21 protein-coding genes and 1 riboswitch are annotated in these 25,274 nt (G+C 47.3%); of the genes, 7 read left to right on the top strand and 14 right to left on the bottom strand.

Annotated features, from left to right (window positions below):
• Nucleotides 1–457: 457 nt before the first annotated feature.
• The 5 genes from H8S80_RS25490 to H8S80_RS25510 form a co-directional block, all read right to left on the bottom strand.
• Nucleotides 458–1,513, bottom strand: a complete 1,056-nt coding sequence (locus tag H8S80_RS25490) for a restriction endonuclease subunit S (RefSeq protein WP_181988055.1) — start codon at nucleotides 1,511–1,513, stop codon at nucleotides 458–460.
• Nucleotides 1,500–3,338, bottom strand: coding sequence for an HsdM family class I SAM-dependent methyltransferase (locus H8S80_RS25495; RefSeq protein WP_117633504.1), 1,839 nt, complete (start codon nucleotides 3,336–3,338; stop codon nucleotides 1,500–1,502). Before H8S80_RS25495 ends, H8S80_RS25490 begins: the two co-directional genes overlap by 14 nt.
• A 159-nt stretch (nucleotides 3,339–3,497) precedes the next feature.
• Complete coding sequence (gene rlmD / locus H8S80_RS25500; RefSeq protein ID WP_117633503.1) at nucleotides 3,498–4,865, bottom strand: 23S rRNA (uracil(1939)-C(5))-methyltransferase RlmD; 1,368 nt, start codon at nucleotides 4,863–4,865, stop codon at nucleotides 3,498–3,500.
• 346 nt (nucleotides 4,866–5,211) lie between these two features.
• Nucleotides 5,212–6,897, bottom strand: a complete 1,686-nt coding sequence (locus H8S80_RS25505; protein WP_117633502.1) for a DEAD/DEAH box helicase — start codon at nucleotides 6,895–6,897, stop codon at nucleotides 5,212–5,214.
• Between the two features lie 190 nt (nucleotides 6,898–7,087).
• Nucleotides 7,088–8,233 (bottom strand): YcxB family protein, encoded by a 1,146-nt coding sequence (locus tag H8S80_RS25510; protein WP_117633501.1) that lies wholly within the window; start codon nucleotides 8,231–8,233, stop codon nucleotides 7,088–7,090.
• A 316-nt stretch (nucleotides 8,234–8,549) separates the two neighbouring features.
• Here H8S80_RS25510 and H8S80_RS25515 point away from each other — a divergent pair, with 316 nt between their 5' ends.
• From H8S80_RS25515 to H8S80_RS25525, 3 genes are all read left to right on the top strand, one after another.
• A complete protein-coding gene (locus H8S80_RS25515; RefSeq protein WP_117633500.1) occupies nucleotides 8,550–8,999 on the top strand; it encodes a MarR family winged helix-turn-helix transcriptional regulator in 450 nt (149 codons plus the stop codon).
• Nucleotides 8,986–10,278 (top strand): MATE family efflux transporter, encoded by a 1,293-nt coding sequence (locus tag H8S80_RS25520; RefSeq protein ID WP_117633499.1) that lies wholly within the window; start codon nucleotides 8,986–8,988, stop codon nucleotides 10,276–10,278. The genes H8S80_RS25515 and H8S80_RS25520 overlap by 14 nt, the downstream gene beginning before the upstream one ends.
• Nucleotides 10,279–10,404: 126 nt before the next feature.
• The gene (locus H8S80_RS25525) at nucleotides 10,405–11,052 is read left to right on the top strand and encodes a class I SAM-dependent methyltransferase (RefSeq protein WP_181988054.1); all 648 of its coding nucleotides are present in this window, start codon (nucleotides 10,405–10,407) and stop codon (nucleotides 11,050–11,052) included.
• A 221-nt stretch (nucleotides 11,053–11,273) separates the two neighbouring features.
• Here H8S80_RS25525 and H8S80_RS25530 read toward each other — a convergent pair whose 3' ends face one another.
• The 6 genes from H8S80_RS25530 to metK form a co-directional block, all read right to left on the bottom strand.
• Nucleotides 11,274–12,041, bottom strand: coding sequence for a DUF6062 family protein (locus H8S80_RS25530; RefSeq protein ID WP_029467140.1), 768 nt, complete (start codon nucleotides 12,039–12,041; stop codon nucleotides 11,274–11,276).
• Between the two features lie 15 nt (nucleotides 12,042–12,056).
• Entirely contained in the window at nucleotides 12,057–12,746 is a 690-nt protein-coding gene (locus H8S80_RS25535; protein WP_002605020.1) for a response regulator transcription factor, read from the bottom strand.
• The gene (locus H8S80_RS25540; protein ID WP_002605021.1) at nucleotides 12,743–14,239 is read right to left on the bottom strand and encodes a sensor histidine kinase; all 1,497 of its coding nucleotides are present in this window, start codon (nucleotides 14,237–14,239) and stop codon (nucleotides 12,743–12,745) included. Before H8S80_RS25540 ends, H8S80_RS25535 begins: the two co-directional genes overlap by 4 nt.
• 105 nt (nucleotides 14,240–14,344) lie before the next feature.
• Nucleotides 14,345–14,995, bottom strand: coding sequence for a hypothetical protein (locus H8S80_RS25545; protein WP_117633498.1), 651 nt, complete (start codon nucleotides 14,993–14,995; stop codon nucleotides 14,345–14,347).
• Between the two features lie 21 nt (nucleotides 14,996–15,016).
• Nucleotides 15,017–15,679 (bottom strand): hypothetical protein, encoded by a 663-nt coding sequence (locus H8S80_RS25550; protein ID WP_117633497.1) that lies wholly within the window; start codon nucleotides 15,677–15,679, stop codon nucleotides 15,017–15,019.
• Nucleotides 15,680–15,966: 287 nt separating this feature from the next.
• Nucleotides 15,967–17,154 (bottom strand): methionine adenosyltransferase, encoded by a 1,188-nt coding sequence (gene metK / locus H8S80_RS25555; protein WP_002605024.1) that lies wholly within the window; start codon nucleotides 17,152–17,154, stop codon nucleotides 15,967–15,969.
• A 178-nt stretch (nucleotides 17,155–17,332) separates the two neighbouring features.
• A riboswitch (SAM riboswitch) is annotated at nucleotides 17,333–17,463 on the bottom strand.
• 205 nt (nucleotides 17,464–17,668) lie between these two features.
• Between metK and H8S80_RS25560 the strand changes: the two genes are divergently transcribed.
• The 3 genes from H8S80_RS25560 to H8S80_RS25570 all read left to right on the top strand — a co-directional run bounded on the left by H8S80_RS25560 (nucleotide 17,669) and on the right by H8S80_RS25570 (nucleotide 20,680).
• A complete protein-coding gene (locus tag H8S80_RS25560; protein ID WP_117633496.1) occupies nucleotides 17,669–18,586 on the top strand; it encodes an exopolyphosphatase in 918 nt (305 codons plus the stop codon).
• A 175-nt stretch (nucleotides 18,587–18,761) separates the two neighbouring features.
• Nucleotides 18,762–19,151, top strand: a complete 390-nt coding sequence (locus H8S80_RS25565; RefSeq protein WP_055653185.1) for a GntR family transcriptional regulator — start codon at nucleotides 18,762–18,764, stop codon at nucleotides 19,149–19,151.
• A gap of 86 nt (nucleotides 19,152–19,237) precedes the next feature.
• The gene (locus H8S80_RS25570; RefSeq protein ID WP_117633495.1) at nucleotides 19,238–20,680 is read left to right on the top strand and encodes a hypothetical protein; all 1,443 of its coding nucleotides are present in this window, start codon (nucleotides 19,238–19,240) and stop codon (nucleotides 20,678–20,680) included.
• 52 nt (nucleotides 20,681–20,732) lie between these two features.
• Here H8S80_RS25570 and galE read toward each other — a convergent pair whose 3' ends face one another.
• From galE to H8S80_RS25585, 3 genes are read right to left on the bottom strand one after another with little or no spacing between them, the layout of a single operon-like run.
• A complete protein-coding gene (gene galE, locus H8S80_RS25575; protein WP_002605028.1) occupies nucleotides 20,733–21,749 on the bottom strand; it encodes a UDP-glucose 4-epimerase GalE in 1,017 nt (338 codons plus the stop codon).
• Between the two features lie 20 nt (nucleotides 21,750–21,769).
• Complete coding sequence (locus H8S80_RS25580) at nucleotides 21,770–22,876, bottom strand: phosphotransferase enzyme family protein (protein WP_002605029.1); 1,107 nt, start codon at nucleotides 22,874–22,876, stop codon at nucleotides 21,770–21,772.
• Nucleotides 22,876–23,805 (bottom strand): nucleotidyltransferase family protein, encoded by a 930-nt coding sequence (locus H8S80_RS25585; protein WP_002605030.1) that lies wholly within the window; start codon nucleotides 23,803–23,805, stop codon nucleotides 22,876–22,878. Before H8S80_RS25585 ends, H8S80_RS25580 begins: the two co-directional genes overlap by 1 nt.
• 528 nt (nucleotides 23,806–24,333) lie before the next feature.
• Between H8S80_RS25585 and H8S80_RS25590 the strand changes: the two genes are divergently transcribed.
• Complete coding sequence (locus tag H8S80_RS25590) at nucleotides 24,334–25,272, top strand: AraC family transcriptional regulator (RefSeq protein WP_002605031.1); 939 nt, start codon at nucleotides 24,334–24,336, stop codon at nucleotides 25,270–25,272.
• The last annotated feature ends 2 nt before the right edge of the window (nucleotides 25,273–25,274 follow it).

Consider the following 25,274-nt stretch of genomic DNA (forward strand, 5'->3'; position numbering starts at 1 on the left):
AAATAGTAAAGGTTTTGCCAGATTGTATCTTTTGCCCAACAAAACTCTCATTTTTGAACTATCCGGCGTTATCCCCGTCCCCGCCCATACGAGAACTTATCCATCTCACTTTCCTTAAAAACACAACTCTATTTTCCCCAAATAATCCCGCAAACGCCCATAGAATCAAGGTTTCCGCACGAGAAGCACGGCGGTCTCCACATGGCACGAGAGGATAGAATAAATGTCATATCGCCTTTTTTTGCCGATTTTCTCCATTGTAGGTTCAAGGAAACATATCAACGGTGTTTTTCGCATTTGCTTGTCGGCGGAAACATATCCATCGAGTTTTGTCTGCTTGCGGGAACATATCTACTATAATTACCAGACCTGCAATTTTTGCAATGGACTCATAAAGTATTTTAGATTAAACTATCTTTGCTTTGATATCATGAACATATTCTATGACCATATTTTTTCAACCAAAGCAAGTGATAAGTTGCTCCGCTTTTTTTTGCAATCGTTCCATATATTGTTCCATATAATTCCAATCTGGAACACCATCTGATGTGATTGGAAGTTTTATCATTTCACGCTTTAATACCTTTTGAGTACACATGTCTTTAAACCCATATTTTTGTATAAACATAGATTTTATAGCTGTTGCAATAAATAATCCAACGCCTTTACTAATACTAATTTTAGGTATTAAAACATTTACATGACCATGTGCTGTAACAAAAAAATCTTCTTCGTGATAATAAGCATTTCCAAACATATCAACAGTTAAACAACCAGCATCATACAACGTACTTTCACTATTACGTGGAATTCGTTGAATTAACCCATTATTTGTATTACTTGGAGTTATAAGAGCAATGTCACCATCATCTAAACCTTTAACTTGAATATCTCCCTTCGGCAATGACAAATCAAAAAAATCTACAACACCAAAGTCTTTCCAATCAGAAAAATCAGCTTTCTTTTTAGGAATATGTTTTGCTCTATCTAACACAATTAACGAAGCAGTAACTTTTCCTTCAAGTTTTTCTATATATTCTTCCATATACTCCCAATCAACTTTACCACTCTCTGTTACTGGTAATTTTATTTTATGATTTTTCAACATTATTTTAGTTGCTTTCATATCGTAGTCAAAAACCCTATCTAGCGAAGAATTTAAAACAGAAATAAGAAACATCGCATTCTTTTCATTTAGATTTTCTGAACTCAACACGCTAGTCGCACCATGACCATCCTTCAAATAAAACGGTTTATCCACATAAACAACAACGTGATTATTGGAATGAATAAGTAACAATGGTTTTGATTCAATATTATTTAACATTTCCTTTCCGATATTAACATATGATATTAAGCCATTGTTCACAGACGACTGCCCAATAAAGGCATATTGCTCTTCGCCATCAATGCTATTAAGGATCAATCTCGGATTAATTTCTTTTTGTGTTTCCCATTTCAAAATGTCTATTAACCTAAATTCCCCCCATTTCGATGTGTCAAATTTTTTCATCAACATCACCATCCTTTAAGGTGATTCTAACACCGTTTTCATCAGATTCGACATGACTACTGTACATTGCTTTTTGAAGCAATGTGTTTCCAAATTCTTTAGCATCAATTCCTTGCTTGAACATCTCATAATCCATCAGTGTTTTAATAAAATCTTCTTCAAAAATTTCAAAAGGTTTCTCTGGCATCTGATATGATAAATGTTCCTTTGGATTAACTACTTGGATAAAATCACGAACATCATTTGCTTCATTGCAAATTGGATTTTCAATGATTTTCACCCATTTATCTTCAATCGCTTGCCATCTTCCTTTAATATCCTGTCGTCCCTGATTCTTAACAGTTTCAAGTCCATCATCTTCGATATAGCAAGCAAAAATATCTTTTTCATCATGTGCAACACCTGATTCAAAGATAAAAATACTTGTCGTGATTCCTACACCAAAGAACAGATTTTCAGGCAACTTGATAATCTTTTTCAGCGTATGATTTTTCAATAATTTATTGCCAATCTTTTTATCTGTAAAATCTTTTTCCAGTTTTTTATCAGGTAAAATAAATGCACATTCTGTATGTGCCGGAACATTATCAAGAACATTTTGAACAATCTGCATACAACCATATTTTCGCTCATATGGTGGATTCATTAAGACCTTTGTAATATCTTTGCTCTTAATCCAATCACACGCTTCTTGGCCTCTTGTATCTAACTGTTCCAAATTTGTTTTTCCGTCTTTATGGATCAGCATATTAGCACACGCAAGAGCATAAATTTCTTTATCCCATTCAATACCAAACAATTGTACATCTTTAATGTAACCAGCCTTTTCCGTATTGATTCCACCAGCTTCTTTAATCATGTTACACATTGCTTTCACAAGAAATGCTCCACTTCCACACGTTGCATCTAAAACTCTGTCATTCATATCGCAATGAATCAAACGATACATGAAAGATGTCACATGGTCAGGGGTAAAGATTTGACCATTCTCTGACTTTGCTTTGTATCTATTAAATTCATTGAAGAAAATCCCCATAACATCTTCGCCATTCCAATTGTCCGATGTAACATAACCAGAAATTTCTTTCACCCATCCGATGAAATCATCAATAGCCGTCTGATTATCAGGAGAATTCATTTCAATTTTAGTATAAATATCAGCCAAAAGTTGTAATTTATTATTTCTCTTTTTGCTCTCTCTCAATGATTTATTCAATTGATTAAGGATTGCATTATGGAAGTCATTATAATCCATGCTCTTTGCAAGCGTAGCACCTTCCTTAGTTGCTACCAATGCACACGCTGTAAAAATCATTCTATGATATAAATTTTTAATACCGAAACGAATATGAAGACAATTATTGATTTTCGCAGTTAACCTATAAATAGCCTGTTTATCAACTGCTTCTTGATTATAAACAGACAAATAATATGATTTATCTTGCAGTTGTTTAGATAACTTCGTCAATTCCTCATAATATTTAAAAACACGAATATCCTGTCCATTGTAAAGAATTCCAATGATTTTATCATATTGGGCGTCAACGACCTTGATATTATCAAACAACTCCTGCACCCATTTTCGATTTGATAAATCCTCTTTCTCTGATTTTGTTTCCAAAATTATTGCCGGCATACTTCTGTCTTTTGGAAGGTACCAACCATCAGGCTTTCTATTCACTCCCTGAAATCCCAACTGATTAAATGTAGTAATCTGTCCTGTTCCTTGTTTAATACCATCTTCAATTTTATCAAAGCCTAAAATCAGTTTTGCCTCATCACGAACTTCATCTTCTGTTCTATATACCGGAGTAACCCTGCTCATTTTATTCTCCTCCCAAATTCTTTAATATATCTATCTTGTCAACTCAACCTCATTAAATATAAAATACTCATGAAAATGTATTGATATGTTCCCACAAACGCAAAAACACACTTTAGGTTGAGTAGGCGGTTTTGTTATCGCTGATAAACCCTAGTAAAATCAAGCTTTCTGGCGTGACATCAATACAACTGTTTCCACATGCCCACTATGCGGAAACATATCACACCCTCTCACCTTCACCACCTCATACCCTCTCTCCGCCAGATACTTCATATCCCGCGCGAGCGTAGCCGAGTCACAGCTGACATAGACCACCCGCTTCGGTCCCATTTTCACGATCGTATCCAGGCAGACCTCATCACAGCCTTTTCTCGGTGGGTCCACGACAATCACATCGGCATATACCTGGTTCTTCTCATATTCCCGGGGCAGTACCTCCTCCGCTTTTCCGACGAAGAACTCCACGTTCTCTATCCCATTAATCCTGGCATTCTCCCGGGCATCATCGATGGCCTGCGGCACGATCTCCACGCCATACACCTTCTTCGCCTTCTGTGCAAGAAATAATGATATGGTACCGATCCCACAATATAAATCCCACACGGTTTCTCCGCCGGTCAGTCCCGCATATTCCAGGGCTGTGGAGTAGAGTTTCTCCGTCTGCACCGGATTTACCTGGTAAAATGACAGCGGGGAAATGCGGTATTTCACTCCGCCGATCGAATCCGTAATATAACCCGGCCCATAAAGGTTGATGACTTCATTTCCAAGTATCACATTGGTCTGATCACGATTTATGTTGACTGAAATACTCGTCATTCCCGGTATCTTTAACAGCTGCTCAGTCAGCTCATCCTGATGGGGCAGGCTTTTTCCATTGATCACCTGACATACCATCAGTTCGCCGGTATGAAACCCCTTTCGAATCAGGGTATGACGGATTAAGCCTGAATGGGATGCCTCATCGTATGGCCTTATATGGCAGCGTTCCAGATGATTTTTGATTATCTTCAGTATCTCTCTGTTTTCTTCAATCCCCAGCAGGCAATCCCCGTTTTCAATGATCGCATGGGTCCGGCCTGCATAAAATCCGGTTATAATCTTACCGCCCTTATCAAGTCCCCAGGGAAACTGTGCCTTATTGCGGTATCTCCATGGCTCGTCCATCCCCATGATGGGCAGCATCGGAACCTCATCAAATCCGCCGATTCGTGTAATATTATTATAGATTTTCCGTTCTTTGTAAGCTAACTGTTCTTTGTAGTCCATTGCCTGGAGCTGACAGCCGCCGCACTGGCGGGCCACCGGGCACCGCGGCGTCACACGGTTTGGCGACGCATTGATGATTTTCTCTAAGCGGGCGAAGCCATAAGACTTTTTTGTCTTCATTACCTTGGCTTCCACCTCGTCTCCAATCACTGCATCCTTCACAAACCAGGTGTAACCATCGGTCTTGCCGATTCCTTCACCTGTATCTCCCATATCCTCTATTGTCACCTGAATCCTGTCATTCTTTTTCCATTCCATATTAATCGTTCTCCCCGATTGTTCTATACGATTCGAATTAATTCCAGCATATATAAATTTCTTTTAGCTAAGTTTTATTCTATCCTCTTTCCTTTCAATACGCAAGAAATATCTCCGTCCCTGCCAAATATCAAAATTACACAGCATCATCATTCTTCCAGATCAGACCTCCAAACCAGACCTCCAAACCACTGATTCATATCAAAAACGGCTGTATACGAGCGCACTTCACTACGCCCTTACACAACCGTTTCTTACGATTCTAATTATCAGTTCTTCATCAACTGCTCTATCTATCCGCCAGCCAGACTTCACCGGCCTACTGCCGCCAATTCGCCCCGGCGTTTTATTTGCTCTTGCCGCCGTTCGCCTTTTCCATGTGAATATTCTTACCCTTGATCTTTACATCCTTCATGGCCTTTAACACTGCATCAGCGTTTTCTCTCGGCACTTCTACAAATGTATACTTGTCATACATATCGATGCTTCCGACCATTTTGCCCGGCATGCCTGATTCGCCTGCGATGGCTCCCAGGATGTCACCCGGCTTCACGTTCTGGTTCTTTCCGATGTTGATGAACAGACGGGCCATATCCTCACGGCCGCTGTCATACCGGCTGTCGCGGCCGCCGCTGTTTCTGCCTCTTCCGCGTCCGTTACCATTACGGCTTCCTCCGCTGTAATAGCTGTCTAAATCATCGAGAGAGCGTGGTTCTCTTGTGTCGACAATGTCCTCACTCTCTTCGCCCATCATCATCTTTAACAGCGCGGCTGCCAGATCCAGGGAAGTATAATCTTCTTCCAGAAGCTTCTTTTCAAGAATATTAATCATTTCGCTTAAATCGGATTCTTCGATGGTATCCGCCACATTCTCTAAAATCTTATCGACTTTAATGCCTGTCACGTCATTCAGGGAAGGAATCGCCTGAGGAATGATCTTGGTCTTGCAGTAACGCTGAATATCGCGAAGCTTATAAACTTCTTTTCCAACCACAAAGCTGAATGCAATACCCTCGCGGCCAGCACGACCGGTACGGCCGATCCGGTGTACGTAGTACTCGTCATCCTGCGGGAGATCGTAGTTAAATACGGCTTCTACGTCGTCTACGTCAATTCCGCGGGCCGCCACATCGGTGGCCACCAGAATATCGGTTCTGCCGTTACGGAAGCTGTTCATAACGCGGTCACGCTGAATCTGCTTCAAATCACCGTGCAGACCTTCCGCGAAATAGCCACGTCCCTGAAGTGCCTGTACCAGTTCGTCCACGCCCTTTTTCGTATTACAGAACACAACGGAAAGCTTTGGTGCGTACATATCTAACAGACGGCACATAACCTCTACCTTTGTCTTCGGCTTTACTTCATAATAATACTGGGTTACCTTCGGAACAGTCAGTTCTTTCTTAACCACCTTCACAGTCACCGGTTCCTTCTGGAACTTGTGCGCAATGTCCGCAATCGCCTGAGGCATGGTAGCGGAAAACATCACAGTCTGGCGCTCCTCCGGAAGCTGGCTTAAAATGGTCTCCATATCCTCTAAGAAGCCCATGTTCAGCATCTCGTCAGCCTCATCCATAACTACGGTATGAATATGGTCAAATTTCACCGTCTTGCGGCGCATATGATCCATCACACGGCCCGGTGTTCCGATGATAATCTGGGTACCATCCTTTAAGGAACGAATCTGTTTTACAATGTCCTGGCCGCCATAAATCGGAAGAACCTTGACACCGTGCATATATTTTGCTAATCTACGGATTTCGTCAGCCACCTGAATTGCAAGCTCTCTGGTGGGACACAGGGCGATCGCCTGGAGTTTCTTGGATTTCGGATCCACTTTCTGTAACAGCGGAATACCAAATGCGGCCGTCTTACCGGTTCCTGTCTGAGCCTGGCCAATAATGTCCCTGCCCTCCATCTGTACCGGAATCGCCTGCGCCTGAATCGGCGAAGCCTCCTCAAATCCCATGTCCGCAACTGCCCGCAGAATTCTTTCGTCTAGCTGTAATTCATCAAATCTCATTGTCTCCATAAATAAATAAGTCCTTTCTAGGCCTGCCGGGTTCACCTGTTGCCGACGGCCGCACACACACTTTTCGCAAAGAAAACGAGAGGTGTCAGGTATACGTTTCAGACCTTCATCCTCTCGTTTCACAAGTTTAAACTATAACAGAAATATTTTTTCATGTCAAGGAGTTTTCTTTATATCCATGATATCCCGGCTATATATTTTTCTGTAACACGCAAATTCCGCGCGTTCTTAAGTAGTTCAGGACCTCCAGCTTTTCCCTCTCTGCCTGAAATGCCCAAACTGGAATATTCAAAAAATACGGACCTTTCGTAAAAATAAATACCTCTTTTTTGCTCTCCACCACCTTGTAAATTGTGGGATAAGTCAGGTTCCACTGTTCCGTATCCGTACAGAGGCTGATTCCCGACCGATCGAAGGAAATTACCTGGCGGCCAGTCCTGTCCGGCACAGTTTTACCGCGTTTTAAGGCTCGTTTTACGCCGCGGTAAATCCATTTCCTGCTGTAAAATATCTGATAAGCCATACCAATAAACAGAATAATAAAAATACCATAAACCGCAGCAGCCACCGGATCTCTGTCCCGTATAAATGATAAGATTCCAACGCCTGTAAGCAGTAACAACGACAGTATCACAGTCATGCTTTCTGGTATTTTAAGCGCATACCTCGTCCGCATCATATAATACTTGCCTGCAGTCAGCACATCCAGCCATTCTGCCTCCTCCTGAATAAATGCAAAGGAATATACCTGTTCTTCAGGGCATATGATCTCCGCCTGCTGGTCCAGAGGATCCATAAAGGCCTCCTGCTGCTGCTTTTCCTGCAGAAAGGCGAGGCAGCAGTCCATTTCGGCTTCGCCGGTGAACGCAGAATCCGGAAGTGTCAGCAGAGTCTTTACCGTCCCAATCCGTTTCATATAAACCAGGATCTGATGCCTCGTTTTTTCCGCATATAAAATGGAGGCGTAAGGATAACAGCTTACGCCTTCCTCCGTACACATCTCAATCCGATGTTCTCCGAACCGTACCAGCTGCCGGTGCATAAGCGGGCCTTTTATGATTCTGAAGTATTGAACCGTTTTAATGAGAATCGTGATTATCACGGCAAAACCAAGCCACAGCCCGATTCCGGCACACAGATCGGTTATCCACCAGAGAATGGATGGGTCATGACCGCCGAGCAGCACAACACCCACGGTGTAGATCAGGGATATTCCGGCAATGATAAGCATGACAGCCTGGATCTTTGACTCCTTCATCCCGTCCTTCTTAAGCCTCATATCCGACATCATGCGCAGAATATCCTTTTTTGAAAGCTGAACTTCGAGTTCACGCATCGGCGATACCCCCTATCCTTTCTATTATCGCAGTACTTTATGTATTTCTTTCCTATCATCCTATCTCTTTCTCTTCAAAATATCTCTTCCATTTCATAGCACCTCTTCCGCCCCATTATATATCATAGAAGAAACTACCGCAAGTCACAAATCCCAACTCTGAAAATCCCCTGTTTTACCTTTGCCCGACAAACAAAATCCAGAACCATCTAAACAAAAAAATTCAGAAAATATTTCCTTGACAAAAATTCTTACTGCATGTTACGATTAGTCCGTAATCGGACTATTAATCTATAAAACGGAGGTCAGCTCAATCATGTACGATATTCTGACAGAACAGCTAAAACACTACACCGTACTCTGGCGGGAAACCAGCGCCCTGTACGAAGAATGGGCCAAAAAACGCGGTCTGTCCTATTATGAACTCCTGGTTATCCTTTCCATCATGGAGCCGGACGGCCCTTGTCTTCAGAAAGACATCTGCACCCACTGGCAGCTTCCGAAACAGACGGTCAACACCATCCTGAAAAACTTTGCCGGGCGCGCCTGGATTACACTTGTGCCTTCGGAGGAAGACCGGCGGGGCAAGGTCATTCTGCTGACTGACGCGGGCCGGTTATTTATGGAAGCCACGGCTTCCGATCTTCAGACCCATGAAAGGTCCGTCTGGCAAAAGATGGGCCAGGAGAATGCCAGAGCACTGTTAGAGAGCACCGCGCTCTATAACAAACTATTTAAGGAGACAGACTCAAATGAAACTGCATAAAGAATTTTTCCACTACGTCATTCCGTCCATGCTGGCCTTTGCGCTGTCGGGCGTCTATGCCATCGCCGATGGTTTTTTCGTCGGCAACGCCCTGGGCGACAGCGCCCTGGCCGCAGTCAATATTGCATACCCGCTGACAGCTTTTTTACAGGCCGTCGGCACCGGAATCGGCATGGGCGGCGCAATCCAGTACGCCATCAGCGCCGGCACGGAAAATCATAAAAGGGGCCGCCAGTATTTCGGTATGTCTCTCATTATGTTGACCATTTCCGGAATTTTTTTATCCGCGCTGCTGCTGTTAAGCGCCCCTGTGGTCCTCCGCTTTTTTGGAGCGTCTGGCACGATTGGGGAGCTGGCGCAGGAGTACATTCTTTATATTGCTTTTGGAGCCATTTTTCAGGTTCTGGGAACGGGGCTCGTTCCCTTCATTCGCAATATGGGAGGCGCGGTTTCGGCCATGGCCGCTATGATCGCAGGTTTTTTAACGAACATATTTCTCGATTACCTGTTCGTATGGCATCTTCCCTTCGGCATGATGGGAGCCGCCGTTGCGACGGTTATTGGACAGGCGGTAACCTTTCTGGTGTGCGTGGCATTTTTCATTGCCAAAAAGAAGAAACCTTTGCTCCGTTTTGGACAAGATGGTACCTTTCTCTTCAAAACGATTCTGAAGGTAGGGCTCTCTCCCTTCGGACTCACATTTTCACCTAATATCACGCTGATCCTGATCAATAAAAGCGCGGCCCTGGTAGGCGGTGCGGCGGCCGTCACCTGCTATGCGCCGGTCAGCTATATTTCCGCCATCATCATCCTCCTGCTTCAGGGTGTCAGTGACGGCTGTCAGCCGCTGATCAGCCTCTCCTACGGTGAGGGCCGTCACGACCGTACAAAGCAGTTCCGTAACCTGGCGTATAGCTTTGCCGCTGCGGTCTCACTCCTGTGTATGGGAGTGCTGTTTCTTCTTCGGGGACAGGCGGCCGCGCTGTTCGGCGCCTCTCCCCAGATTACAGCGCGCGTTGCAGATATTCTCCCTGTATTCCTGAGCGGTTACTTATTTGTCAGCATATCCAGGGTGACGACAGCCTATTTCTACGCTACGGACAAAGACCTGCAGGCCTACATTATGATCTATGGGGAAGTAATAATCCTGTTCCTGCTGCTGCTCATATTGCCGCAAATGACAGGGATCGGCGGAACATGGCTCTCAGTACCGGTCTCACAACTGGCGGCTATGTGTATCAGTATCTTTCTGATTATGAAGGAAAAGAAAAAGGCGTAAAAATATTTTAATGTAAAATGCTATTGACAAACTGCTTTTTTGCTGTTAGGATGTTCAATAATTTATAAATTATTATATTTTTGAACAATATCTTTATTCCAGTGCACACCTTAAGGAGGACCAATCATGAACGAATTGGAGAACATCAGCAGGAAATCAGAGACAAATCACACCATCATACAAACGGAGGCAGGGCAGATCATACCCGCAGAAGAAGAAACCTGGAAGCAGATCTGGACGCGCAAGGGAAGGGCTGAGGGCGGCATAGAGGATCTTCTGGCCTTCGACGGATACGAGCGCACTCAGGTTGATATGGAAGAGGTGGCTGCTGAGATCAGCCGCCGCCTCGATATTCAGAAGGAAGATAAGGTACTGGAGGTCGGATGCGGCGCCGGAGCACTGGCCCAGTATCTGGACTGCGATTATACAGGCATCGACTATTCCCCTACACTTGTCAGACGCCACATCGAGCTGCTGCACAATCCGGTTTTGGTCGGCGAGGCCGCCAATCTGCCGTTTAAAGACAAGACCTTTGACAAGGTCATCTGCTACGGCGTATTTCTTTATTTTGATGATAAGGAATACGCTCAGAGGGCTGCGGAGGAACTGTTACGGGTGGCAAAAAAGAGTGTACTGATCGGAGAGCTTCCCATCCGGTCCCACAGAACGGAGCATTTGCTGTTCGCTCCGGAGGAATTCGAGGGCTGGGATATCAGCGACGGTTTTTACGATCCGTATAGAAAAGACAGGTTCAACGCAGCGTTGGCGTTCTGACCGGACGCCGGCTTTCTTCCTTATTAGGATCGGAGATCGCCCAATTACCGGTTTTGGTGATTTTACGGCACCTTTCTGTTTTAAGGCACAAAAATGGAGCGTTGTAAAACAGATGGTTACTCCTCTGTTTTACAACGCCCCGTTACATAGATCCAATTCCGGTTAGCAGATTCTATATTCTATTTGACATACTCTATCTCCTGTTCGGCACATCCGATATCCTATTTCATCCGGTAAACCGGATCCGCCGGATATCCGCCGCGGATCTTCTGCATGCCCCGCTGAATGGCATCCTTGGACTGCTTCCAGTCTGCATCACGGTTTAAGTAATCGTATTTTTCAATAAACCAGTCCACATCCGCGGACAGGCGCTCCATGTTGCGCTGCATCACATCAAAGATCATGGGATAAAAGTCCCTGCGTTCGGCGTCGTTTAAATACCGGTCCGCCCCTGCACACAGCTCTGCAAAATGGTGGAGACAGACGCCCTTTCCGTTCTTAACCTTTTCCCGGAAAGCCGCGTCCTTTTTGTACAGATGAAAAAATGTGGCGATATATCGCTCATAGACCTCATGAAAACGGTCGCAGATATAACAGGTCCGCTCCTTTTCGTTCACCCATTTCTCAATGGGATTTCCGCCTTCCCGTTTGCCGGCTTTTCCCGTGATCCGGTCCATCACCGAGGTCTTTCCAGGGGTGTAATCCTTAAACTCGGACTTCATCTCCTGAATCAGCTTCTTATAATACGTCTTTAAAATCCATCCGTTCCCCAGTGCATTGCCATAATCAAACATCTTCTTCTGATGGACCCGGCAGAATCCCGCCTTGTCCGTCGCTTCCCTCGTATCGCTCTCCATATACGAGGCACAGGAACCCAGGACAAAGTCCATTAACTCCTGCTCCGTCTTCCGTTCCACGTAGCAGAATGGACATTCGTCATCCGCATCCATCGCGTCATTCATTGGTATTTCATATAGTTTTTCCTTCATTGTTATCGCCCCGTCTTACACCTTGAACCGGTACCCCACGCCCCAGATCGTCTCGATATACTGCGGCTTCGCCGTATTAAACTCGATCTTCTCGCGGATCTTCTTAATATGAACCGTGACTGTGGCGATATCTCCGATGGATTCCATGTCCCAGATTTTGCTGAACAGCTCTTCCTTGGTAAACACGTGGTTCGGATTCTGTGCCAGGAAGGTCAGCAAATCAAATTCCTTTGTCGTAAAGCTCTTTTCCTCTCCGTTGACCCACACGCGTCTCGCGGTCTTGTCAATCTTCAGGCCGCGGATCTCGACAATCTCATTATCCGGAGTTCCGCTTCCGATCAGTCTTTCGTATCTGGCCAGATGAGCCTTGACACGGGCCACCATCTCACTTGGGCTGAATGGCTTCGTGATGTAATCGTCGGCGCCCAGTCCCAGGCCGCGGATCTTATCGATATCCTCTTTTTTCGCAGATACCATGATAATCGGGGTGTTCTTCACTTCCCGGACCTTACGGCAGATCTCGAATCCATCCACGCCCGGAAGCATCAGATCCAGAATCAGCAGATCGAAATCTTCATGAAGAGCCTTCGTAAGTCCGGCTTCTCCATCATTCTCAATCTCCACCTCAAAGCCGCTCAGTTCCAGATAATCCTTCTCGAGCTCTGCAATGCTCTCTTCGTCTTCAATAATCAGTATCCTGCTCATTCTGCAATAACCTCCTGATATTTTCTTAGCACAAAGTGTATCTCTGTGCCTATACCTTCCTTGCTGGTCGCCCAGATCCTTCCGCCGTGGTCCTCGATAATCTTCTTTACGATAGAAAGCCCGATACCGCTTCCACCCTGAGAGGAGTTCCTGGAAGAGTCTGTCCGGTAGAACCGGTCGAAAATGTTGGGCAGATCTTTGGCCGCAATGCCTTTTCCATTATCCTCAATCTCAATCTGGATAAAATCTCCCACGTCCTTGATACGGATATTAATAATTCCGCTCTTCTTGTCAATATACTTCACTGAATTGCTGACAATATTGTTGATGACACGTCTCATCTGCTCCGCGTCGGCGATGACCATCACGTCCTCGTCCACATAGTTGAAATATCCCAGTTCGATATTTCTCGCTTCCATCTCCAGCCCCACCTCATCGACACAGTCTCTGAAGTAGCTTGCCACATTGATCTTGGAAAATGTATACGGGATCTTGTTCGTATCGATCTTCGAGTAGAACGTCAGCTCATCGATCAGCTTATCCATGTCATTCGCCTTATTATAAATGGTCCGTATATACCGGTCTAGCTTCTCCGGTGAGGACGCCACTCCGTCCATGATTCCTTCCACGTAACCCTTGATGGCCGTGATCGGGGTCTTCAAATCGTGGGAAATATTGCTGATTAACTCTTTATTTTCCTTGTCATACTGGATCTTCTCTTCCGCGTTCTCCTTCAGCCTCATGCGCATCTCTTCGAAATCCTGGCACAGCTGGCCGATCTCGTCGTCATTCTCCACTTCCAGTGCAAAATCCAGATTGCCATCCCTGATCTTCTTCGTGGCCTCCTGGAGCCGCCCCAGCGGGTGTACCACAGAACTGTAGACCCACATCATCAGGATCGCGTCCGTAAACACGATGATCAGAATTACCGCCAGAAGCATCTCCGCCATCATGGCCTTGATCTCCGGAAGAAGTCCATCTACATTGGATACAATGAACACACTGCCCTTTCCCTCATCCGGGTAAAGGAAATCCATCTGCTTGACCAGATGCTGCGTATCCCCATCCAGATAGATGGCTCCGTCAATGCTGCTGTCCACGTCTTCATACTTGGGCAGCTGATCGAGGAGCTCCTGGGTCACATGACTGTTTCCGTCAAATACGATCTGGTCGTCTTTTCGTACAATCATATATGCATATTTATTCGACAGCTTTTCATTCAGCTTCTGCATATATTCCATATCACTAAACTTCTCCGGGCTGCTGTCTAAAATCTTCTCGATTTCTTTCTGTTCAACCTGCGTCATCCGGTTAAAAATCTGAAGGGAATTGCCGGAAAAGAGATTTACCTGCTCTGTTAAATTATACGCCTTGCGGAACGATTTCATCTGATAATTGCTGAGTCCCGCCACAACCGCGTAAATCAGCGCCAGCGGCACCACGGTAATGATCACAAAAGCGACCGCCAGACGTGTTCTTAATTTTAGTTTCACAACGTGCGTCTCTCCTCTGCTTATAGTATTCCATTTTATACAAAAATATTATAACACAGAATGAAGACCGCATTTATAAAACTATTATAAAATTTGCCTGTCCCTTTATAAACTGCCGTTCCCTTCTGTCATCATTTCATCGGTCAGCAGAAGGCCGTTTGCCTCCAGATTCCGAACCGTGTACTGATTTACGTATGCATGTCCGCCGCATGCGGCCGGGATCACTGCAAATGGTCTGACTGACGGTTCTGCTCCGCCCTGGAGTGCGCTCATTCTCACGGCTCCGTCATCCAGCTCCAGTTCCGTCTGAATTGCGGCCGCACTGCCCCGGGACCACATCGATACTGCCATGCGCTGTACCGGAGCGAGTTTTTTCATTTTAAAATACCAGAGCGTTTCGCACTCCATCGTTTCGCACTCCATCATCTCCCACTCCGGAATAAGGAGACAAAAACGGATTTCCTGGATTCCGCGGAAATTCATCCAAAAGCCCCGGACCTCCTCATATTCCGAATGGCTGAAATAGACCTGCTTATAATCATTCCTGCCATCCTCCTCGTATCCCAACTCAAAATTATCGTCCAGGCGTGCCTGATTATAGCGGACAAGTTCTTCAAAACTCATGTTTTCTGCCTCATAGCATCCGCTCTGAAATACAAATCCTGCCTGCCCCAGATCCCGGTAAAAATCTGATACAAAACCGGGATACAGCTCTTTTCTCCGAAACTGAAAAACCACACTAAAGTATGCCGGCATAACCGGTCTCACCGCCTTTCTCTAATTGTCAAACCAGAACACGATGCGTACCTCATCATCACTTTTGATTCTCCACTCCTCTTTCAGCGCCTCCAGCCGGCTGATCAGCATGGTCAGGTTCAGATTTAAGTACCCCAGCCATTCCCGGCAGACCAGCCCGGCCTCCGGTGTCTCCTTGCTCTTTTCATCGATGAACGCCAGCTGGTAAGGTTTCCCGGCCGCATCAAACTCCAGCATTTTCTCGTAGTCCTCTTCCCTGACCCAGCCTTTTAACGGCATCCGGCCTCCGTAGCCGCTTTCCTTCAGTTCTCGCAGCGTCAGCCAGGAGAGATCGTGGCAGTCAATGCTTCCGATCTCCATCTCGTCTGTCTCATACCGAAAAACCAGGTCGTCCATCTGCTCCGGCAGGCCTCGCGGCTTCGCAATCGGGGGCCAGGAGCTTTCCTCCTCTTCTCCCCGGACTCCGGCCAGCAGATAAAACAACCCATAATCGCGGTGCCCATCGATCAAATCACGACGGCTGAAGCCGCCATCGCCCTGAATCCTTAAATCCGCCCACACATCGTCCCGATACCAGTGTTCGATGTTCTTCCAGCGCCGGTTACCGGGCTCCCTGTTCCAGAGCGCGTTATCACGAACATCGGCGGTATACCCTTCTGCAAAGAGATGTATGTCACAGCCCATTGCGATTCCTCCATTCTCATGGATACCATACGTCCTTGTACGCTCATGTATCCCTTATTTTCCCCTAATAATCTGTTAAGCTGACTATAACATATTCATGGCGGAAAGTCACGCGGCGGCGCTCCAGAGGATAGTCACTTGTCACTCCCAGACGGATTAACACGCAAAAAAACAGGTGAAAAAGAATCTTTCAAGCGCTTTGAAACGCTTTGCCAATTCTTTCTCACCTGTCTTTTCTCACTTGTTTCCCACCCCGGCCGGACACTGGAGTGATCGCGTTATTCCATTTATAAATACTTCTTCAATAGCTCCACCTTATCCAGCTTCTCCCACGGCAGATCCAGATCATTTCTTCCGAAATGTCCGTATGCGGCAGTCTGCTTATAAAGTGGTCTGCGAAGATCGAGCATGCGGATAATTCCCGCCGGACGGAGGTCAAAGTTTTCACGGATGATCTCAACCAGTTTATCATCGCTTAACTTACCTGTTCCGAACGTATCCACCATGATGGAAGTCGGATGTGCCACACCGATGGCATAGGACAGCTGAATCTCGCATTTATCCGCCAGACCTGCAGCCACCATGTTTTTAGCCACGTAGCGGGCCGCGTAAGCCGCTGAACGGTCTACCTTGGTGCAGTCCTTACCGGAGAAGGCGCCGCCGCCGTGGCGCGCATATCCGCCGTAGCTGTCTACGATGATCTTTCTTCCTGTCAGTCCGCTGTCTCCCTGCGGTCCGCCGATAACGAAACGTCCTGTCGGGTTGATGAAGAACTTGGTCTCCTCATCGATCATATCAGCCGGGATAATAGCGTCAAATACATACTCTTTGATATCCTTGTGAATCTGCTCCTGGGTAACGGCCTCGTCGTGCTGGGTCGATAAAACCACTGCTTCCAGGCGGATCGGACGGCCATTCTGATCGTATTCCACCGTAACCTGAGTCTTTCCATCCGGACGCAGGTACTTTAATGTGCCGTCTTTGCGCACCTTCGTCAGCTGGAGCGCCAGTTTGTGTGCCAGGGCGATCGGATAAGGCATATACTCTTCCGTCTCATTGCTGGCAAAACCGAACATCATGCCCTGGTCGCCGGCGCCGATTGCATCCAGCTCAGCCTCAGACATCGTGTGTTCCTTCGCTTCCAGAGCCTTGTTTACGCCCATAGCGATATCCGGGGACTGTTCATCCAGGGATACGACCACACCGCAGGTATCACAGTCAAAGCCGTATTTCGCGCGGTCATAGCCGATCTGGCGAATCGTCTCGCGGACTACCTTCTGGATATCCACGTATGCGTGAGTGGTCACCTCACCCATAACCAGTACAAGACCTGTGGTACAGCAAGTCTCACAGGCCACACGGCTCATCGGGTCCTGCTTTAACATCTCGTCCAGAATCGCATCGGAAATCTGGTCGCACATTTTGTCCGGATGGCCTTCCGTCACGGACTCGGATGTAAATAATAATTTCTCCATGTTGTCATTTCCTCCTTATGTACATGGGGGAGTCAGATAACCTGCAGCCAGCTGCCGGTTTTCCAACCCTCGCGGCAGTCGCCAAATTCAAACAAGCTTGACTTTGACTCGTTGTCCGCGGGAATAACAAAAAGAAAAGCCCGCAGCAATGCGGACTTGATAAATCATGTATCAAATCCTCTTATTGCTCGATTTCTCGCTCAGGTTGGCACCTTCCGCCCTCTCCTGACTGCACACCAATGTGCGCCATTCAGGCCGGGGTTGCCGTGACTTCACAGATCCTTTTATCTCCATCACTCTGAATAAGGGATATTACGTACTTTTCAATTGTTATTCTGTTTCCTGTTACTTCTGTTGCGATATTAATATTATCGTATGAAGGGAGCCTTGTCAAGTATTTTCCATAGGATGCAAACTTTTTTATTCACTGTTCATCCGCCCTCAAAAGTGATATGATAGAGACAGTAATTACATAAAATGTACGAAAATGTCAAAAGCAGGAGGAAATGAAACCATGAGATTAGTAACACGTTCTGACTTTGATGGTCTCGTCTGCGGCGCTCTTCTAAAAGAGGCAGGCGTCATCGACCATTGGAAATTTGCTCATCCGAAGGACTTACAGGACGGTCTCGTCGAGATCACAGAGGATGACTGTCTGGCAAATGTCCCCTTTGTAGAAGGCTGCGGCCTTTGGTTCGACCATCATTCCAGCGAGTTCGAGAGGCTCGAGCTGGAAGGCAAATACAAAGGAGAGAGCCGTCTGGCCCCTTCCTGTGCCAGGATTATCTACGAATACTACGGCGGAAATGAGCGTTTCTCTCATTTTAATGAGATGATGGAGGCCGTGGACAAGGTGGACTCCGGTCACCTCACCATTGATGAAATCCAGAATCCGAAGGGCTGGATACTGATCGGCTTTCTGATGGACCCGAGAACCGGCCTGGGACGCTGGAGGAACTTTACGATCTCCAACTACCAGTTAATGGAGCGTCTGATCGACGCCTGCCGCACCATGAACACCGAGGAAATCTTAAATCTTCCGGATGTACAGGAGCGGATCGAGGTCTATTTTGAGCAGACAGAGAAATTCATGGCCATGATTTCCGAACATACCAGAGTGGAACAGGATGTGATCATCTCAGACCTGCGGGGAGTCGATCCCATCTATACGGGCAACCGTTTCCTGATCTACAGCATGTATCCGGAGCAGAATATTTCCGCATGGATCGTCAATGGAAAGGGCGGCATCGGCTGCTCTGTCGCAGTCGGTTACAGCATCTTAAACCGCACCGCGTCTCTTGATGTCGGAAGCCTGATGTTAAAATACGGCGGCGGCGGTCACAAGAACGTCGGCACCTGCCAGTTTGGCGATGAAACCATGGAAGAACAGCTCCCTAAACTCCTGCATGAGCTGGTTTATCCAACCCTGTAACAGTCATACGAATGGCCGTCGGAATTGTCCGGCGGCCGTTTCTGTTTCTGTCTCTATTTCTATTTCTGTTTCTGTCTCTATTTCTATTTCTATTTCTATTTCTATTGACAATAAGTATTATTTGTATTACTATATATAATACAAATAATACTTATTTCAGAAAGGAGGTTATTCCATGATTATTCGTCTGAACACGGCCAGCACTGTCCCCATATACGTCCAGCTGCGAAACCAGATTGTTACCGGAATCGGAAGAGGGGAACTGAAAGTCGGTGAAAAGCTTCCCACGGTACGTCAGCTGGCCCTCGATGCGGGCGTCAACACCATGACGGTAAACAAGACTTATCAGATTCTCCGTGCGGAAGGCTTTATCGAGATAGACCGGAGAAATGGCGCGACCGTACGTCCGATGAAGGACACGACCTTACAGTACCGTGAAAAACTAAAGGAAGAGCTGGAGCTGATCGGAGCGGAAGCCTGCTTAAAGGGAATGGATAAGAAGGAATTTCTGACGATCTGCGAAGAAATTTTTGCGCATATGGAACCGGCGATCGAGCCATCATAAAGACACACTCATAAGGACACATTCATAAGGATACGCTCATAAAGCCACATTCATAAGGGCACTGACAGAAACAACGGAGGACAGACATGGATATTGCGCTATTAGTCATTTTCTTAATCACAGATTGGAGCATCGTGGGAATCTTTGCCGCAGTATACGGCGGAAAACACCGCTACCGGGAAGGCATGATATTTGGTGTCCATGTCCCGGAATCGGCGGTTCTGGATAAAGACACCGCTGCATTGACCGCTCATTACAGGAAAGTAAACCGGAATTTTTACATCATTAATCTGGCTGCCGGAACGGGAGCCGCGCTTCTCTCCCTGGGGCATCTTTCCATCTTTATGATCGTTTGGACACTCTGGCTCCTGGAATTCTGTGTCGTGTCCATGGGGCTCCTGTTTTTTGCCCACCGCCGCATGTATAGCCTGAAAGTATCAAAGAAATGGATTGTAGGCGAGCCCGTCCGGACGGTGATCGTGGATACCTCAGTCTCCTCCGTGTCTGAAAAGCTGCCGTTTTCCCACTGGTGGCACTTACCGGTAATTCTGGCCAGTATCCTGGCGCTGTTTTTCCTTCCTCATCTCCGGGAATATTTCGGAGACAGCTATCTGCGCTTTCTTTTGCCAGGCGCGGTTCTTCTCATGGAAGCGATATTCTGGTTCGTACACGTCTGGTACAGTCACCGGGAGAATGTGGTATACAGCAATGACAGTAAGATCAATCTGGCAGTCAACCGTTTAACGAAGCGTGTCTGGTCCGGGATGTGGATCGCCTCCAATTACCTTATGCTTCTCTCCATGGCCATTCTGCTGATTCCGCTGGCCGTACGCGGTTCGACAACTACACTGGAATTCTTCCTCTTCCTGGCCATTCAGATCACTGTGATCGTATTGATTACTGCCTCCATCCTGTGGCTGGAAAATAAACGGAATGATATCCTGTCTGCCGACCGCTCACCGCTCCTGGTAGACGATGACCTGTACTGGAAAAATGGCTGGTACAGCAATCCTGACGATAAACGTTTCTTCGTTCAGGACCGGATGTGCAGCGCCAACTTCAGCATGAACATGGCAAAACCGGCTGCAAAAGCCATAACCGGCACCATAACGGCGGGGACCATCCTTCTCCTCGTCTGGATCTGCGCCGTCTTTGTGCGGATGGATTTTGTGCAGCCGCAGCTTTCCCTCCGCGGCGCCAACGTGGAGGTGACCGCGGGAATGTATAATATCTCCTTTTCCAGAGACGACATTCTGGAGGCGGAGCTCCTCGACAGCCTCCCGGAAGAACCGCTACGCAGGACCAACGGCGCGGCCACCAACGACTATCTTCTCGGCAAATTCTACGGGAATCAAACCGGTGAATGCCGGCTGTATATATACAGGAATGTCCGGCCTATACTGGCCATTCGTCTGCCGGAATACACCGTTTTTATCAACAGCAAAACGCAGGGAGAGGTCGAGGCGTGGTATGACAGCCTGAAAAATCCGTCACGGTCACCCGCAAGCTCTGCCCACGAGTCACCGTGACCCTCGTGGAAATAAATATCCCGGGAAGAATCTCTTCTTCCCGGGATCAATCTTATCTGTATCCGTTCGGATTATTGGACTGCCATCTCCAGGAATCCTCGCACATCTCGTCAATTCCTCTTTCTGCTTCCCAGCCCAGTTCCTTCTTAGCAAGCGCCGCATCCGCATAGCACTCGGCGATATCGCCAGGTCTTCTTGGCTTGATTGCGTATGGAATCTGTTTTCCGCAGGCTTTGGAGAATGCCTCGATCATCTGAAGCACGCTGAAGCCCTTGCCGGTTCCCAGATTGTAGATGCGTACGTCCGGCTCGGACTGAGCCAGTTTATCGACTGCTTTTACGTGACCGATGGCCAGATCCACGACGTGAATGTAGTCACGGACACCTGTTCCATCCGGTGTATCGTAGTCATTGCCGAATACGCCCACTTCCTTCAGTTTGCCTACGGCAACCTGGGTGATGTATGGAGTTAAATTGTTCGGAATACCTGCCGGATCTTCTCCGATCAGACCGCTCTTATGAGCTCCCACCGGATTGAAGTAGCGGAGTAAAATCACGCTCCATTCCGGATCCGCGGTATGTAAATCAGTCAAAATCTGCTCCAGCATACTCTTCGTCTGGCCGTATGGATTGGTAATCTTTCCCTTCGGGCAGTCCTCGGTGATTGGAACGAACGCCGGGTCTCCGTATACGGTAGCTGAGGAGCTGAAAATGATCTTCTTCACGCCATGGTTTCTCATCACGTCACACAGAACGAGCGTGCCGGTAATATTGTTATGGTAGTATTCCAGCGGCTTTGCCACGGATTCGCCTACTGCCTTTAAGCCGGCGAAATGAATCACCGCATCAACCGTCTCTTTGCTGAAGATCTCCTCCATAGCAGCCTTATCCAGTAAATCTGCCTTATAGAAGGTTACATCTTTTCCTGTAATCTGTTTTACCCGGTTTAAGGATTCCTCTGAAGAGTTGCATAAATTATCGACAACAACGACTTCCTGTCCCTGATTCAGCAGTTCTATACATGTATGGCTTCCGATATATCCGGCGCCTCCGGTCACTAAAATTCTCATTTATTTTCCTCCTGATATCCTTAATATTTACACACGATCGCTTCCATATCGGCCCACTTCTTCTCCATGTCGGCGACGAGAGCGAACTGGGTTCTGGTTCTGTCCAGGTTATGATTCTCACGGCTGATACGGAAATACGTATCACCCTGCAGAAAATCAGTCAGGAAACGCACACCACATTCAAAGGTCATGAGTTTTGCACCCATAGGGAGCATATCGCGCTCCGCCTGGGTTAAGCTGCCCTGGCATCCCTCCAGGAATCCCTTTGTATAGATTTCATACAGCGGAAGGGACAGCGAAACAAGGCTGACATCCGGTTCATCCTCATCGGCTGTATTGGCACCGAAACGGATGGAATCGCCGAAATCGAAAATGGACAGTCCCGGCATAATGGTATCCAGATCGATGATGCACAGGGCCTCACCCGTAACATCGTCAATCATGATATTGTTTAACTTCGTATCGTTGTGGGTTACGCGGAGCGGAAGCGTTCCTTCCTTCAGCATGTTCATGGCAGCTCCGGCCTCATCGGCGCGGTCCATGACAAACTTGATCTCCTCTTCCACCAGATGAGCGCGTCCGCACACATCCTCTTCCACCGCCTTCTTAAATGTCTCCAGACGGACCGGTGTGTTATGGAAGTTTACAATTGTCTCCGTCAGTTCTTCTGCCGGATATTCGGCCAGCTGACGCTGGAAATGGCCGAACGCCTTACCGCTCTGGTAGAAGTCGTCTGGATTGCGCACCTTGTCAAAGCAGGTGGCGCCAGAGATAAATAAGTAACCTCTCCAGTAATTTCCGTCGCTGTCTGTCACGTAATCTTTGCCGTCTCTGGATTTTACGATGTTTAATGTCTCACGGTACGGATCACCGCCCTGTGCGATGATTTTCTCACGCAGGAAGGAAGTGACGCCGGCGATGTTTCTCATCAGAGACACCGGATCGGTAAAGATTTCATGGTTGATTCTCTGGAGTATGTATAAATGCTCCTTCTCCCCGTCTCTGCATACCAGCCGAAACGTGTCATTGATGTGACCGCTTCCGTAACGTTCCCAGGAAATCGGTTCCCCTTCAAAGCTTAAAAGGTCGATGGCCTCTCTGATTTTACCACACTGTGCGTCTCCCATCACGCTTCCTCCCATAATTTTTCTGGATAGAATCCGGCTTCCTTGAGCCCCTTTATGGCGTTCACAACCGTTTCCTTGTCCTCTTTATAAGTAACTCCATACCAGCGGTCAATGCTCTTCAGCACCGTCACGTCGGCTTTCCCCTCTTTTAACAGTTCATCTACCACAAATGGCAGGAAATATTCGCATTTAATCGGATTCTTTGGCAGTTCACGATCTAAGAAGGCGGCAAATCTGGCATCGATCTCCTTTAAGACACTGGCCGTAAAGCCCCACATATTCATGGAAACGATGGTCTCCTCCGGAAGTTCCGTCCAGGTCGCACCGTCATCCTCTGTAAATTCCGCGATGTCACCGTGCTTTTCAATTCTGGTTCTCTCGTGGATATCCACCAGATGACTGCTCTCGTCCGTGGTGCAGACGCCGCGCGCCACATGTCCGTTCTCTGTCAAAGTGTTATAAAGCTTGTAGCCCACCATTGTGTACTGATACTTTTCGTTGTCTGAATATTCAACCAGCTGGTCATAAATGGATTTAAATGCGCTCTTGCCATAGTAATCATCGGCATTGATCACTGCAAACGGTCCGTCTACCGCATCCTTGCAGCACAGGATCGCATGAGCCGTTCCCCATGGCTTCGCACGGCCTTCCGGTACGCTGTAGCCCTCCGGCAGCTTATCGAGCTCCTGGAACACGTATTCCACCTGCACGTATTTCGCCATGCGGTCTCCGATCTGCTCCTTAAACTCTTTTTCGATGGCCTTCTTAATAATGAATACCACCTTCTCGAATCCGGCTTCCACCGCATCGTAAATAGAAAAGTCAATGATCTTGTTACCGTATGGGTCTACCGGGTCAATCTGCTTAAGACCGCCGTAACGGCTCCCCATCCCTGCTGCCATAATTACCAGAACTGGTTTCTTAGTCATCGCAACTACCTCCTTATTTTCAACTCGCCCCGGCAGTCCGTAGTGACTTGATTGCCGAACACGTTTTACTAACTCCAGTATAGTGAATACACAGGAAAATATATTTGCACTATCTGCTATTTTATTTGCATTATCGTACACATTTTACTATTTTACCACAGAATATGATATACTGTAAACACGAAACGGAGTCGTTTCACATTTCACACAGGTACAGCCGTTACCGTTCACAGCCCGCGCACCCCCTGTTTCCCGCCCTGTCCCGGCTGGCTCATGCTCCGTTTCCTGTGACTTTGCAGGGGATTAGCAATTCTTAACGCGCAGGATTTTTCGTTCAGGGGAAATACCCACCTGTTTGAGCGCAGCGAGTTTGGGTATTTTCACTGGCTTTTAGAAAAATTCTGCACGTTTAGAAGTGCTTATCCCCGAAACCGGAACTGGAAACAGAGCATGAGCCAGCCGGGACAGGGCGGGAAACAGGGGTGGCGCGGGCTGTGAATGGTACGTACAGTCTGAAAGGAGGCGTTCATGGAATACAAGAGTACGGTGCTCCGGACCAGCGCCGTTGTACGCAAAGTCATTTCCATACACTATTTCGAATATATGAGTAATTTCTCATTTCCGGGTGAGAGTCATGATTTTTGGGAATTTGTCTGTGTGGACAAGGGCGTGATTGACGTAATGGCCGGAGAGAAAAGAGTCCCTCTGAAACGTGGAAATATTATCTTCCACAAACCGGGTGAATTCCATAACATCATTACTAACGGGGAAGTGGCGCCGAACCTGGTGGTTATTGGATTTGAGTGTCATTCCCCCTGCATGAAGGCGTTTGAGGGGAAAATGCTCACCGTTTCAGAGACGGAACGGGAACTGCTGGCGAGAATTATTATAGAAGCCCGCAACGCATTTTCCGGCCGGATGGACGACCCTTATCAGGAAGAACTGGTACGGCAGTCCGCCCCTCCGGCATTCGGGGCGGAGCAGATGATCGCCAATTATCTGGAGGAACTGATCATTCATCTCTACCGCAGATATTTTGAGAATCCGGGACAGTTCGGGCCCCGGCGGCAGCCGGAGGTCCGCATTAAGAGCGACGCCTACAGCCGGATCGTGCGCTACATGGAGGAACACATCGGAGAGCGTCTCTCCATCGATACCATCTGCCACGATACGCTGACAGGGCGTTCCCAGCTCCAGAAGATTTTCCGGGAGGCGCACGGGTGCGGGGTGATCGACTATTTCTCTTCCATGAAGATCGAAACAGCCAAACAGCTGATCCGCGACAATCACTTGAATTTTACTGAGATATCGGACCGGCTCGGCTATACCTCGGTACACTACTTTTCCAGACAGTTTAAGAAGCTGACGGGGATGACGCCTTCCGAGTACGCCACCTCCATACGACGCCTGTCGGAATACAGTTCGTTCGGGAGCCGGAGCCAACCGGATGACGGCGTGAACAGCTGACC

This window comes from Hungatella sp. L36 (assembly GCF_014288035.1).